The following is a 13854-nucleotide window of genomic DNA, read 5'->3' on the forward strand; positions in this document are numbered from 1 at the left end:
CGAGTCGTTCACTGGGCTCACTCCGCCCCTCAGACCTTTTGCCTTCGAGGAGAGCCATGTCCCCTGCTCGCACAAGACTCCTCACCGGAGCCGCCCTCAGCGCGGGCACGCTGCTGCTCGCGGGCTGTTCCGGGTCGAGCGGTACGTCGTCCTCCGGGTCACACGACTCGATCAACTACGCGCTGCCGGCCAACTTCACGCCGAACTGGATCCTGCCGATCGGCACGGCCGCGCACCTCAACACCAACAACAAATCCATCTCGAACGCGCTGTGGGAGCCGCTCGTCGCCTACGACGGCTCCACCGGCACCATCGGCTGGAACAAGAAGGGGTCGGTGGCCACGGCCGCCGACTTCGCCGCCGACAGCAAGAGCGTCACGATCACGCTGGGCGACCGGCACTGGAGCGACGGCAAGCCGATCACCTCCGCCGACGTGAAGTTCTGGTTCGACCTCGTCAAGGCGAACAAAGCCGAGTGGGCGGGCTACAGCCCGGGCAAGGCGCCGGACAACTGGACGTCCTTCAAGACCGTGGACGCCCGCCACTTCACGATCACCTTCGACAAGGCCTACAACCCGCAGTGGATGCTGGCCAACGAGCTGAGCCAGATCAACCCGCTCCCCCAGCACGCCTGGGACAAGCCCGGGGACGCCAAGAAGGACTGGACGTACCTGAACGACGCGGCGAAGAACATCGGCGGTTACGCGACCAACGCCCTCTGGAAGACGACCAGCGGCCCCTACGACGTGAAGTCCTTCTCGACGGCCGGCAAGGTCGTCCTCGCCGCCAACAAGAAGTACGACGGCGGCGAGAAGCCCGGCATCCCCACGGTGAACCTCCTCCCCTTCACCACGGCGGACGCCGAGAAGAACGCGCTGCGGTCGGGGACCGTGGACTACGGCTACATCGAGGCGACCGACCTCGACCAGAAGGACAGCTTCACCGCGCAGGGCTACGAGGTGAAGCCGTGGTCCGGCTGGGCGATCACGTACATGCCCTACAACTTCAACAACCCCTCGATGGGCGCGGTGTTCAAGCAGCTCTACGCCCGTCAGGCCGTCCAGCGGTCGATCGACCAGACGACGTTGGCGAAAGTCGTCTTCAACGGCACGGCGGTCCCCGGCTACGGGCCCATCCCGCAGGCCCAGACGTCCAACTTCGTGTCGCCGACGCAGAAGGCCAACCCGTACCCGTTCTCGACCTCGGCCGCCAAGTCCCTGTTGACCGGGCACGGTTGGACCGAGCAGGGCGGCGTCATGACCTGCACCAGCCCGGGCACGGGCGCCTCGCAGTGCGGTGAGGGCGTGGCCAAGGGAACGAAGTTCCAGATGCAGGTGCTGTCGCAGTCGGGCTCGACGGTGACCGACAACATGATGAGCGCGATCCAGTCCTCGCTCGCGAAGACCGGCATCAAGTTCTCCATCAAGACCGCGCCCGTCAACTCGGTGCTGTCGCAGACCCCGCAGTGCACCACGAGCCAGTCGATCTGCAAGTGGCAGCTGTCCTTCTTCGGCACGATGGGCAGTTGGTACTTCAACGCCTTCCCGACCGGTGACTCGCTCTTCCAGTCCAAGGGCGGCTCGAACTTCGGCAACTACTCCGACACGGCGGTCGACCAGCTCATCTCCGCGTCCACGACGTCGAGTTCGAACCAGGCGGTCCAGGAGTACAGCGCGGCCCTCGCCAAGGATCTGCCGGTGATCTGGCTGCCGGAGCCCGACTACCAGATCTCGGTGGTGAAGAAGGGCCTGGGCGGCTTCTCGCAGGACTCGCTCGCCAACTTCCACCCGGCACAGTGGAAGTGGACCAGCTGAGGCATGGAGACTCTCGTCTACCTGGCCCGGCGGGTGCTCCAGTCCCTCGTGGTGATCCTCATCGTCACGGTCGTGGTCTTCTGCCTGCTGCACGCGCTGCCCGGGGGTCCCGCACGCGGGATCCTCGGGCCGCAGGCGACGGCCCAGCAGATCGCCTCGTTCAACCACGAACAGGGCCTCGACCGCCCGCTCCCGGTCCAGTACGTCTACTACCTGGGCACCCTGCTGCACGGTGACCTCGGCACCTCGTACACGCTCAACGAGGCGGTCTCCAAGCTCATCGAGCAACGGCTGCCGAAGACACTGGTGTTGACCGTGCTGTCGGCCCTGGTCGGGCTGCTGCTCGCGATTCCGCTCGGCATGTGGCAGGCGGTGCGGCGCAATAAGCCGACCGACTACGTGATCACCACGCTGAGCTTCGTCGCCTACTCGACGCCGGTGTACTTCCTGGGTCTGATCCTGGTGCTGGTCTTCACGCAGACCCTGCACTGGTTCCCCTCCCAGGCACCCCAAGGCGACACGCTGGCTCAGGTGTTCGCGGACCCGGTGGGGCTCGTCCTGCCGGTCGTCACGGGCGCCGCGTCCATGATCGCCGTGTTCAGCCGCTACATGCGGGCCTCGACGCTGGAGAACCTCTCCGAGGACTACGTCCGCACCGCGCGGGCCGGCGGTGCCCGGCAGGGGGCGATTCTCTTCCGGCACGTGTTCCGCAACTCGCTGACGCCGGTGATCGCGATGCTCGGGTACTACGTGCCGGTGCTGTTCGGCGGTGCGCTGGTGGTGGAGCAGCTCTTCAACTACCCGGGGATGGGACTGCTGTTCTGGAGTGCGGCGCAGTCCTCCGACTATCCGGTGCTGCTGGGGTGCGTGCTGGTCATCTCCGTGGCGACGGTCGTCGGCACGCTGCTCGCGGACGTCGTCCAACGGATCGTCGATCCCCGAGTGAAGGCGGGCCAGGCATGACGGCCGTACTGCAGACCACGCCCACGGCGGAGCCGGTGGCCAACTACCGCCTGTCGCTGAGGCGGTTCACGCGCAACAAGCTGGCCGTGGCCGGACTCGCCGTGGTCGTCCTCTTCCTCCTGTTCTGTTTCGTGGGCCCTCTCCTGTACTCCACCGACCAGACCCACACGGACCTCACGCAGGTCAACCTCGGTCCGGGCGGCTCCCATTGGCTCGGTACCGACGCCGTGGGGCACGACGAGCTCGGGCGGTTGATGTACGGCGGCAAGGTCTCGATGCTCGTCGGGCTGGCGGCCGGGGTCCTGGCCACCGTCATCGGCACGCTGTGGGGCGCCACGGCGGGGTACGCCGGCGGTTGGCTGGACGCGGTGATGATGCGGATCGTGGACGCCGGAATCGCCATCCCCGCGCTGTTCATCCTGCTGGTCGTCTCCGCGATCACGACCCCGGACACGCTGGGCCTGATCATCGTGCTCGGGCTGGTGTCCTGGCTGGTGCCGTCCCGGCTCGTTCGCGCCGAGACACTGACGCTGAAGAGCCGGGACTACGTGCTGACGTTGCGCGCGACCGGCGGTACGCACGGGCGGGCCATCCGGCGGCACATCCTGCCGAACTCGGTGTCGACGATCGTCGTCGCGGCCACCTTCCAGGTCGCCGACGCGATCCTGCTCGTCGCGTACGTCTCGTATCTCGGCCTGGGTGTCCAGCCGCCGAAGACCGACTGGGGCGGCATGCTGTCCGCCGGTCTGACGGCGGCGTACTCCGGGCGCTGGTGGCTGATCGTTCCGCCGGGTCTCGCGATCATCCTCGTCGTGTGCGCGTTCAACGCGATCGGCGACGGGCTGCGCGATGCCTTCGACGTGAGGGGCCGAGGGTGAAGGAAACAGAGGAGTTGAAGGTGGCGAACATCCTGGAGGTCGAGGATCTCGGGGTCACCTTCGGCACTGACACCGGCGACGTGCCCGCCGTGCGCGAGGTGTCGTTGCACGTCCGGCCCGGCGAGACGCTGGCGCTGGTCGGCGAGTCAGGGTCCGGGAAGTCGACGGTGGCGCTCGCGGCGATGGGGCTGCTGCCGTCCAACGCCCGTGCGTCGGGGCGGGTTTCGGTCGACGGCACGCAGGTCGTCGGGGCCGGCGAGGCCGAACTGGCCCGGCTGCGCGGCCGTACCGCGTCGATGGTGTTCCAGGAACCGGCCACCGCGCTCGATCCGCTGACGCGGGTGGGCGCGCAGATCGCCGAGGTCGTACGCAATCACCGGTCCGTCTCCCGTGCCGAGGCCGCCCGCGAGGCCGTCGAACTCCTGCGCAGGGTCGGCATTCCCGAGCCGGAGCGGCGGGCGTCGGCGTTTCCGTTCCAGCTGTCGGGCGGGCAGCGGCAGCGGGTCGTCATCGCGATGGCGATCGCCAACTCGCCGGGTCTGCTGATCGCGGACGAGCCGACGACCGCCCTCGACGTCACCGTGCAGGCCGAGATCCTGGATCTGCTCAGGGCGTTGGCGGCCGACTCCGGCACCGGCGTGCTGCTGGTGACGCACAACATGGGCGTGGTCGCCGACTTCGCCGACCGGGTCGCGGTGATGCTGAACGGTGAGGTCGTGGAGAGCGGGTCGGTGGAGCAGGTGCTGTTGCACCCGGAACACGAGTACACGCAGCGGCTGTTGGAGGCCGTTCCTCGGCTGGAGGTGGAGGCGCCTGTGGTCGAGAGCGTGCCCCGGGAAGTGGCCGGCGAGCCGGTGGTGGAGAAGGCCGAACCCGCGACCCCGGAGGGGGAAGCCGTCGTCGAACTCCGGGGCGTCTCCGTGCGGTTCGGCCGTGGTCCGGGTGCCGTGCAGGCGCTTCAGGAGGTGTCGCTCACGGTCCGGCCCGGGGAGACGGTCGGGCTGGTGGGCGAGTCCGGGTCCGGCAAGTCGACGGCCGCGAGGGTGGCGTTGGGGCTGGTCGCGCCGGCCGGCGGGACCGTGTCCTTGTTCGGTCGGGAGCTCGGCCGGACCCGGGGGCGTGCGCGCAGGGCCCTGCTGTCCGGGGTCGGCGTGGTGCTCCAGGATCCGGTGGCCTCGCTGGACGCCCGGATGAGTGTCGGGGAGTGCGTGGCCGAGCCGCTGCGGATGCACCGTCGGGGCCTGTCGGCGGCCGAGCGGCGGGCGCGGGTCGCGGAGGTGCTGGAACGGGTGCGGCTGCCGAGGGAGTTGGCGGGGCGCGGGCCCCGTGAACTGTCCGGCGGTCAGCGGCAGCGGGTCAGTCTCGCGCGGGCGCTCGTCCTGGAACCGCGGCTGCTGGTCGCGGACGAGCCGACGAGTGCGCTGGACGTGAGTGTGCAGCGGACCGTGCTGGAGGTGATCGCGGAGTTGCAGGGCGAACTCGGGTTCGCGTGTCTCTTCGTGTCGCACGACCTCGCGGTGGTCCAGCAGTTCGCGCAGCGGGTCGTCGTCATGCGGGCCGGGCAGGTCGAGGAACAGGGGCCGACCATGACCACGCTGCTGCGCCCGGAGACGGAGTACACACGCCGGCTCATCGCGGCCGTGCCCGTACCGGACCCGGTGATGCAGCGCCGCCGCCGGGAAGCCCTGCGTACGGGGGTCACCGCGTGACGCGCTCTCCCGAGGTGGTCGCGGGCGTCGACATCGGCGGCACGACCACCCAAGTGGTGCTGTGCGCCGAGGACTTCGGCATCGGCGACCGCCTGGAGGTACCCACTCCCGCGGACCGGGGCGGGACGGCGATGGTCGGCGCCGCACTGGACGCCGTACGACAGCTGCTCGACCGAACTCCCGGGCGGCTGCTCGGAGTCGGGGTCGGGGCGGCCGGGCTGGTGGACGTGCGGGCCGGGCGGATCCTGGTGGCCAGCGACTCCTTCCGGGACTGGGCCGGGTTCGAGGTGACGGCGACGGTCGAACGGGCCCTGGGGGTACCGGCGTTCCTCGACAACGACGTCAACGCGTTCCTGCGCGGCGAGGCGACGGCCGGTGCGGTCGCGGGCGAACCGTATGTGCTGGGCATGACGTTGGGCACCGGGGTCGGCGGGGCGCTGTGGCTGGATGGCGCCCTGTACGAAGGCCCGCACGGGGCGGCCGGCGAGATCGGGCACGTGCCCGGCTTCGGCGACCTGCCGTGCACCTGCGGCGGGCGCGGCCACCTGGAGACGCTGGCGTCGGGCCGCTCGATCGCCGCCCGGTACCGCGAGCGCACCGGCCGTGACCTGACCGCCCACGAGGTCGCCGACGCGGCGGCCCGGGGCGAGGCGGACGCACTCGCCGTCCACGAGGCGGCGGGCGCCGGCGTGGCCCGGGCGCTGCTGATCACGGCGGGGCTGCTGGACGTCACGACCTGCGTGATCGGCGGGGGCGTCAGCCGGTCGTGGGCACTGCTGGAGCCCACCGTACGCCGGACGCTGACCGCCGAGCCGCCCGTCAGCGGCCATCCCCTGCGCGTGCTGCCCGCGGCTCTCGGCGGGGACGCGGTGGCGGTCGGGGCGGCGGCTCGGGCGTGGGCGGAGCTGGGTGCGGTCGGGGCGACGGAGGAGCGGGCGCGGGCGTAGGCCCCGCCCGCCCCCGTGGCGCACCCATGTCCCACCTGTGGCGTGCTTGTGGATCAACGATCGGATCCAGCCAAGCGTGACCGAGTGATTGACGCTCACGCACCACATCCCTACCTTCTGATCGGTTTACCGAACCTTGTTCGATATACCGACATTCGGGCACCCCCGCACGCCCCCTGGAGAGCAGATGAACGCCAGACCACACCCGTCCCGCCGCTTGTTCCTCGGCATGGCCGCGACCGTGCCGCTCGCCGCCACCGGCGCCCTGACGCTCGGTGCCGGCACCGCCCACGCAGCCGACTCGGCGTATGTGATGGCCTACTTCACCGAGTCCCCCGACATGCTCGCCGCCAACTACGGCCTGCATCTCGCCGTCAGCACCGACGGTCTGCAGTGGACCCCGCTCAACCAGAACGCCCCTGTGGCCACCCCGACCGCCGGCTCCCTCGGCCTGCGCGACCCCTTCATCCTGCGCAAGCAGGACGGCACGTTCGTGGTACTCGCGACCGACCTCAACGGCACCGACTGGACGTACGTCAGCCAGTACATCCACGTCTGGGACTCCGCCGATCTGCGCACCTTCACCGGCTACCGGCGGATGAAGCTGCACGACATGGACACCCACAGCTGGGCGCCGGAGGCGTTCTGGGACGCCGGGCGCGGCCAGTACGCGGTCATCTACTCGGCGGTCAACTCCAGTGGCCACAACGTGATCATGGTGAACTACACCACCGACTTCACGACCGCCGGCTCCCCGCAGGTCTTCTTCGACCCCGGCTACGACGTCATCGACGGGGACATGGCCGTCGGCGTGGGCGGCTACAACTACCTGTACTTCAAGAAGAACTCGACCCTGGTCGGCGCCCGCTCCACGTCGCTGAACCCGGGCAGCTTCACCGAGTTCAGCACGGCCGTCTCGCACAACGGCACCGAGGCCCCGACGCTGGTCAAGTCCCTTACGTCGAGCAGCACTTGGTACCTCTGGGGAGACACCTGGTCACCCAACGGCGTCTTCTACGCCTGGCAGACCGGCAGCCTGGCGGCCGGCACCTGGACCGCGCTCGACCAGAAGACCTACACCCAGCCGCTCAACTCCAAGCACTGCGGCATCCAGCCGATCACCACGGCCCAGTACACCAACCTGGTCGCCAAGTGGGGCACGCCCGCCTGGAACCGGCTGAAGTCCTACAACTACCCGGCCCGGTACGTCCGCCACAGCAACTTCATCGGCCGGATCGACGAGTACGCCTTCGATCCGTACACCGACTCCCAGTGGAAGCTGGTGCCCGGTCTCGCCGACAGCTCGGGGGTGTCCTTCCAGTCGGTGAACTACCCGACCCGGTATCTGCGGCACTACGACTACGCGCTCCAACTCGACGTCAACGACGGCACGTCGACGTTCGCGGGTGACGCGACCTTCTACCGCACGGCGGGCCTCGCCAATGCGGGCTGGGCGTCGTTCCGCTCGTACAACAACCCGACCCGCTACATCCGCCACTCCAACTACGTCCTGCGCATCGACCCGGTCTCCACGTCGGCCGAGCAGCAGGACGCGACCTTCTACGTCGGGTACTGAGCGCGCGGGGCGGACGCGGGCGGGCGTCCCTCCCACAAGGGCTCGGAAGGGCCCTGGGAGGAACGCCCGCCCCGGAGGTCCGGTGGGTCAGTCCAGGCCGACCGTCTTCAGCCAGGCCTTCGCGACGTCCAGCGGGTCCTTGTTGTCGAGCTGGACCTGCGAGTCCAGGTCGAGCAGGGCCTTGGTGTCGAGCTTGGCCGAGACCGCGTTGAGCGCGGCGACGCCGTCCGCGGACAGGCCGCTCTTGTAGACCAGCGGCTGCACGTTCTCGAAGCCGAAGAGGTTCTCCGGGTCCTGGAGGACGACGTGCTTCTCCTGGACGATGGTCGGGTCCGTGGTGAAGAGGTCCGCCGCCTGCACGGTGTTCTTCTTCAGCGCCGCCTGGGTCAGCGGGCCGCCCGCGTCCAGCGCCTTGAAGGACTTGAACTCCAGGCCGTACACCGACTTCAGGCCGACCAGGCCCTGCTGGCGGGTCTGGAACTCCGGCGAGGCACCGATGGACAGGTCCTTCGCGATGTCCTTGAGGTCCGCGATGCTGGACTCGGTGGTCAGGTTGTACTTCTTCGCGGTCTCCGCGTTGACCGTGACCGAGTCCTTGTCCTGCGCCGAGGCCGGGTCGAGCAGCGTCAGCTTGGTGTCCAGCTTGGCGTCGATGGCGGCCGTGGTGGCCTCCACCGTCTTCGGGGTGGCCTTCGGGTCGAGGTAGGCCAGCAGCGCGCCGTTGTACTCGGGCAGCACGGTGATGGAGCCGTTCTTGAGCAGGCCGTAGGTGGTCTCACGGCTGCCGATGTTCGGCTTGTAAGTGACCTTGACGCCCTTCGCCTTGAGCGCCTCGCCGTAGATGTCGGCGATCAGGATGCTCTCGGCGAAGTTGTTGGATCCGACGACGACGGTCTTGCCGTCGGACTTGTCCCCGGCCAGGGGGTCGGAATTGTCGTCGGACGAAGAGGAACATCCCGCCAGCAGGGCCGTGGTGGCGGCGAGCGCTACGGCGGCCGCGGGATGAATCCTGAAGGACCTGCTGCGTGGGGCGTTGGAAGTCACGATTCCCGTTCCGGACTTTGGGGATTGGTGTGAAGTGAGCGCTGCAACTGATCCAATCCAGCCTGTTCTCACCCAGTCAAGAGCAGCCTGGTCACCGATTGGACTCAATGCGTGATCGCTTGTGAAGGAAACGCGAACAGACGGGTGGGGAACGGGAGGCTCTTTGTAACGGATTCTTGACGTAGGGCGACGCGCTTGATCGTTCAAAGAGACGGTAGTCTCACGGCAGTTGGCGTCGGTCACAGCGGTGTGCGGGGGCCGCTTCGGTGTCTTCGGCACCATTTCCGGGGTCCGGCCCATCGATCAGAATCGGTCACGCGCATCGCCGCGTCCGACGAGAACATGCACGAAGGAGGACCGGTGTCCACGACCGAGGTGGACGCGCCCGCCCGGCAGGCCCCTCCGCCGTCGAGTGGCGGCATTCGAGGCTTCGCCGACCGGTGGCCGTTCAGGCGCAAACTCAACCTCCTGGTCGGCATTCCGCTCGCCGTGGTGGCCGTCCTGCTCGCCTATCTCGTCGTCGACCAGGTGGGTCAGTCGACCTCCGCGTCCGACGCGGCGCGACTGGTGCGCAACAGCGCCCAGGTCGCCACGCTGGTGGACCGGGTGGAGGCCGAGCACCAGCAGGCCATCCTGCTCTCCGTGCGGTTCGAGGCCGTCGGCGGTGGCGCCAAGCCCTCGCTGGCCGGCTACCGGACGGCGCAGCAGGCGGTGAGCCAGCAGGTCGAGAGGGTGCGCGACGCCTTCGGCGACCAGCTGCCGAGCACCGAGGCACAGGCACTGCGCGAGGTCGAGGGTCTGACCAGCCTGCGCGAGACGATCGAGCAGGGCTATCTGCCCGCCGACAACATCGACCCGGCGTACACCAACGCCTCCAAGGGTCTGATCGACGGTCTCGGCCTGGACCGCAACGCGTCCCTCGCCGCCACCTTCACCGGCAACCTGCTGGACTCGCTGCTGCGCGCGGACGCCGCCCACAGCTCCTTCGAGACCAGCGTGTTCTCCGCGCGCACCGGCGACACCAACGCGCTGATCGAGTTCATCAACGCGGTCGGCGCCTACGAGCTCTACGGCCACCAGTCGGAGCGCTTCGCCCGGTTCGCCACCGAGGAGCAGACCGACCGGCTGGGCGGCATCGAGCACAACACCGCGCAGGCGACGATCACCCAGCACTACGCCGAGCTGCAGATCGACCCGAGCGGACTGTCGGCACAGTCACCGGCCCAGATCGGCAAGGCGCTCTCGGACGCGCTGGCCGACTACCCCGAGTACCGCGACCAGTCCGCGACCCGGCTGAAGATCACCGCCTCGCTCATCGGCGACATCGCCGACCGGGCCGACGACGCCTCCGGGGACGCCTCGCTGCGCGCCGCGCTGCTGCTCGGCATCGGTCTGCTCGGCTTCGTCCTGTGGATCGCCTTCTCCGTAGTGGTACGCCGCTCGGTGGTCCGTCCGGTGATGGCGCTGACCGGCGCCGCGCAGGAGGTCGCCGAGGTGGCCGGGCGCGAGCTGGCCCGGGTGGCCGACGACGACGTCGAGGACTCCGGTCCGCCGATGCTGCGCGAGATGCCGGTGACGGCGAACGACGAGATCGGCACGCTGGCCGAGGTGTTCAACCGGGTGCAGACCACCTCGATCGCGCTCCTGGAGCGGCAGGTGCTCAGCCGCCGCAACGTCGCCGAGATGTTCGGCAACGTCGGCCGCCGGGTCAGCAACCTCACCGCCCGCCAGCTGGCCCTGATCGACGCGGTGGAGCGCGGCGAGACGGATCCGGAGCTCCTCGAACGCCTCTACTCCATCGACCACATCGCCGTACGCCTGCGCCGCAACGCCGACTCCCTGATGCTGCTGGCCGGCATCCGCGAGACGGTCCTGGACTCCGGGCCGACCGAGCTCACCAACGTCGTACGCGCCGCGCTCGGCCAGATCGAGGGCTTCCAGCGGGTACGGCTGCAGGCCCGCACCGAGATCATGGTGGAGCCCGACATCATCGGCGACCTCACGCTGATGGTGGCCGAGCTCCTGGAGAACGCGGTGTCGTTCTCGCCGGCCGGCAGTCCGGTCGAGGTCGCCGTACGGGACGCCTCCGTCGAGGACGGCTCGGGTGCCTCGATCGTCATCGCGGACCACGGTCTGGGCATGAGCAGCGAGCGGATCGCCGAGGAGAACGCCCGGCTGATCCGCCGCGAGCGCCTGGACCTCGTACCGACGAAGGTGCTGGGCCTGTTCGTGGTCGGCACCCTGGCCCGCCGCTGGGAGGTCGACGTCACCCTCTCCCGCACCCCGGGCGGCGGTGTCACGGCCGAGGTGAGGGTCCCCTCGTCCCTGCTGCTGACGATGAGCCCCGTCGGAGCGATGACCTCCGGCGGTTCGACGGGAATCGGCTCGACGCCGGTCGGCCGCGGGGCCGCGCAGGACACCTGGGTCGGTAGCGAATCGGCAGGTGCCGGCGGCAGCACCGGGTGGGACCCGGCGACCGCCTCCGGCCGGCCCGAGCGGGACTCGGCAGGTGCCGACAGCAGGACCGAGCGAGGCCCTGCGGCCATCACCGGCGGGGCCACATGGGACTCGGCGGGTTCTGTCAGCGGTGTCGAGCGGGACTCGGCAGGTGCCGGCGACGGTGACGCGCGGGACTCGGCGACCGCCGCCGGCTTGCCCGAGCGAGGCTCGGCGAGCGCTCCCGTGCGGGCCGCGTGGGACGCGGTCGGTCCCGGCAGTGGCATCGCGCGGGACTCGGCCGGTGCCGGCGCAACCGAACCGGGTGACTCCTCGGCCGCCCGCAACGGGACCGCGCCGGGCCCGGCGAACACCCCCAGCTGGGCCGTTCAGGAGGACCCGCCCGCCGGCCCCCGGCCGCACCCCGGTGTCGAGGAGGGCCCCGGATTGTCGGATCATGTACCGCACGACGGCCGGCCGGACCCGCTTCCCCGTCGCGTCCCCAAGCGGGAAGCGACGGAGCCCGACCCGCCGTTCATTCCCATAGCCCGTACCGAGACATCCCCGGCGCCGACAACGGTGTCCGCCGAGGACGGCGCGACCCGCCCGCTGCGCCGCCGCGTCCGCGGGGCGACGCTGCACACGACCGCCGACGCCCAGCAGTCGGCCCGGCAGGCCCCCCGGCCCGCCGACGCGGACGCCGTCCGTGACTCCCTCGACGAGTTCGAGGCCGCGGTGGAGCGCGCCAACCGCGACAGCACGGGCACCGGACCCGCCGTGCGCACGACCCCCGATCCGCAAGACCAGAACCATCTCCCGGAAGGAGCGGAGCAGTGAGTACGTCGACAGGTGACACTCCGACGGGAAGCACCACGCCGACCGATCTGCAGGCCGCCGCAGCAGACTTCAACTGGCTGCTCAACCGATTCGCCACCGAGACCGCGGGCGTCGTGGACGCCATCGCGGTCTCCTCCGACGGGCTGCTGATCGCCGTGTCGGAGCTGCGCGAGCGGGCGCACTCCGAGCGGCTGGCGGCCATCGTCTCGGGCATCACCAGCCTGGCCGCCGGAGCCTCCGGCAACTACGGCCTCGGTGGTCTGAACAAGGTCATCATCGACCTGGAGGGCGGTCACGTCATCGTCTCCGCGATCGGCAGCGGCGCCGTGCTCGGCGTGGTCGCCGACAAGGAGGCCAAGCTCGGCAACATCGCCTACGAGATGACGCTGTTCGCCAACCGGGCCGGGGCCGCGCTCAGCCCCCAGCTCGTGCTCGAACTGAAGAACACCGTCGGCGTCCCGTCGAAGCGCTGACCCGGTCACCGACCGGTCCGAAGAGGAGGACGACAGCTGATGACGGACGGCCGTGCACCGGCCGGCGAGGACGGTACGCAGCGCCCGGGCCAGGCCCCGGTCGGCCCCGCCTCCGCCGTACGGCCGTTCCTGGTCACCGCCGGGCGGGTGGCGCCCACCGCGGCGGTCGGCCGTCCGGTGCCCGTCGAGACCCAGGTGGTGGCCACCGCCGAGGGGCTCGCGGTGCTCGACTCGCTCTCCTTCGAACAGCACGACATCGTCGCCGCCTGCCGGGTGCCGCAGTCCATCGCGGAGCTGGCGGCCCGGCTGCGGCTGCACCTCAACGTCGTCCGGGTCCTCGCCGAGGACCTGCGTGCCGCCGGGCATCTGGCGGTGCACGTTCCCGACTCCGGCGTCACCCATGACGCAACCGTCCTGCGCAGGGTCATCGACGCCCTGCGCGCCATACCCGACTCCCGAGGGGCAGTCCGTGACACCGACTGAACCGGCCACGCGCGGCACGGCCGCTCCGGTGGCCGCCGTACGCCCGCCGCTCCCGGTGAAGATGGTGATCGCCGGCGGCTTCGGCGTGGGCAAGACCACCGCCGTCGGCGCGATCTCCGAGATCGAGCCGCTGACCACCGAGGCCGCCATCACCGAGGTCGCCGCGGGTGTGGACGACCTCAGCCACACCCCGCGCAAGACCACCACCACCGTGGCCATGGACTTCGGCTGCCTCACCATCGACCCGACCCTGAAGCTGTACCTGTTCGGCACGCCCGGGCAGGAGCGGTTCGGGTTCATGTGGGACGACATCGTGGAGGGCGCGGTCGGCGGACTCGTCATCGTCGACACCCGCCGCCTGGACGACTGCTACGCGGCCGTCGACTACTTCGAGCACCGCCAGATCCCGTTCGCGGTCGCCGTCAACGCCTTCGACGGGAAGATCGAGCACACGCTGGAGGAGGTGCGCTGGGCGCTCGACGTCGCCGGGCCCGTCCCGGTGGTGGTCTTCGACGCCCGTGAGCGCGGCTCGGTCCGCGACGCCCTGCTCGTCGTGCTGGAGCTGGCGCTGGCGCGTTCGCAGGCCTGAGACGAGACTCACGAGAAGCGGGGGCCGGCGGCGGCCCGGCCGGCCCCCCCCCCCCCCCCCACCAGGCTCGGAGCCGGTCGGCGCGCCGCCCCCCCCCCCCCCCGG

The 13854-nt window shown here is 70.1% G+C and carries 11 protein-coding genes; 10 read left to right on the plus strand and 1 reads right to left on the minus strand.

Annotated features, from left to right (window positions below; translation table 11 throughout):
- The first annotated feature begins 56 nt into the window (after window positions 1-56).
- From M2283_RS04625 to M2283_RS04650, 6 genes are all read left to right on the plus strand, one after another.
- Complete coding sequence (locus M2283_RS04625; RefSeq protein WP_280874653.1) at window positions 57-1814, plus strand: peptide ABC transporter substrate-binding protein; 1758 nt, start codon at window positions 57-59, stop codon at window positions 1812-1814.
- Window positions 1815-1817: 3 nt separating this feature from the next.
- Window positions 1818-2777: an ABC transporter permease gene (locus M2283_RS04630; RefSeq protein WP_280874654.1), complete on the plus strand. Its 960-nt coding sequence runs from the start codon at window positions 1818-1820 to the stop codon at window positions 2775-2777.
- Window positions 2774-3655, plus strand: coding sequence for an ABC transporter permease (locus M2283_RS04635; RefSeq protein ID WP_280874655.1), 882 nt, complete (start codon window positions 2774-2776; stop codon window positions 3653-3655). The genes M2283_RS04630 and M2283_RS04635 overlap by 4 nt, the downstream gene beginning before the upstream one ends.
- The gene (locus tag M2283_RS04640) at window positions 3652-5364 is read left to right on the plus strand and encodes an ABC transporter ATP-binding protein (protein WP_280874656.1); all 1713 of its coding nucleotides are present in this window, start codon (window positions 3652-3654) and stop codon (window positions 5362-5364) included. Before M2283_RS04635 ends, M2283_RS04640 begins: the two co-directional genes overlap by 4 nt.
- A complete protein-coding gene (locus M2283_RS04645; protein ID WP_280874657.1) occupies window positions 5361-6311 on the plus strand; it encodes an ROK family protein in 951 nt (316 codons plus the stop codon). Before M2283_RS04640 ends, M2283_RS04645 begins: the two co-directional genes overlap by 4 nt.
- Window positions 6312-6498: 187 nt before the next feature.
- Window positions 6499-7887, plus strand: a complete 1389-nt coding sequence (locus tag M2283_RS04650) for a glycoside hydrolase family 43 protein (RefSeq protein WP_280874658.1) — start codon at window positions 6499-6501, stop codon at window positions 7885-7887.
- Window positions 7888-7974: 87 nt separating this feature from the next.
- Here M2283_RS04650 and M2283_RS04655 read toward each other — a convergent pair whose 3' ends face one another.
- Window positions 7975-8931, minus strand: a complete 957-nt coding sequence (locus M2283_RS04655) for an ABC transporter substrate-binding protein (RefSeq protein WP_280874659.1) — start codon at window positions 8929-8931, stop codon at window positions 7975-7977.
- Between the two features lie 360 nt (window positions 8932-9291).
- Here M2283_RS04655 and M2283_RS04660 point away from each other — a divergent pair, with 360 nt between their 5' ends.
- From M2283_RS04660 to M2283_RS04675, 4 genes are read left to right on the plus strand one after another with little or no spacing between them, the layout of a single operon-like run.
- Complete coding sequence (locus tag M2283_RS04660; RefSeq protein WP_280874660.1) at window positions 9292-12204, plus strand: ATP-binding protein; 2913 nt, start codon at window positions 9292-9294, stop codon at window positions 12202-12204.
- Window positions 12201-12677, plus strand: a complete 477-nt coding sequence (locus M2283_RS04665; RefSeq protein WP_123996961.1) for a roadblock/LC7 domain-containing protein — start codon at window positions 12201-12203, stop codon at window positions 12675-12677. The genes M2283_RS04660 and M2283_RS04665 overlap by 4 nt, the downstream gene beginning before the upstream one ends.
- A gap of 39 nt (window positions 12678-12716) precedes the next feature.
- Complete coding sequence (locus tag M2283_RS04670; protein WP_280874661.1) at window positions 12717-13160, plus strand: DUF742 domain-containing protein; 444 nt, start codon at window positions 12717-12719, stop codon at window positions 13158-13160.
- Entirely contained in the window at window positions 13147-13749 is a 603-nt protein-coding gene (locus M2283_RS04675) for a GTP-binding protein (protein ID WP_280874662.1), read from the plus strand. Before M2283_RS04670 ends, M2283_RS04675 begins: the two co-directional genes overlap by 14 nt.
- The last annotated feature ends 105 nt before the right edge of the window (window positions 13750-13854 follow it).

Source organism: Streptomyces pseudovenezuelae (assembly GCF_029892565.1).
In the GTDB taxonomy this organism is placed as follows: Bacteria; Actinomycetota; Actinomycetes; order Streptomycetales; family Streptomycetaceae; genus Streptomyces; species Streptomyces pseudovenezuelae_A.

What these genes read in the sequence shown, in the direction of transcription:
- M2283_RS04625 (WP_280874653.1), top strand. Translation starts at nt 57, where the DNA reads ATGTCCCCTGCTCGCACAAGACTCCTCACCGGAGCCGCCCTCAGCGCG.
- M2283_RS04630 (WP_280874654.1), top strand. Translation starts at nt 1,818, where the DNA reads ATGGAGACTCTCGTCTACCTGGCCCGGCGGGTGCTCCAGTCCCTCGTG.
- M2283_RS04635 (WP_280874655.1), top strand. Translation starts at nt 2,774, where the DNA reads ATGACGGCCGTACTGCAGACCACGCCCACGGCGGAGCCGGTGGCCAAC.
- M2283_RS04650 (WP_280874658.1), top strand. Translation starts at nt 6,499, where the DNA reads ATGAACGCCAGACCACACCCGTCCCGCCGCTTGTTCCTCGGCATGGCC.
- M2283_RS04670 (WP_280874661.1), top strand. Translation starts at nt 12,717, where the DNA reads ATGACGGACGGCCGTGCACCGGCCGGCGAGGACGGTACGCAGCGCCCG.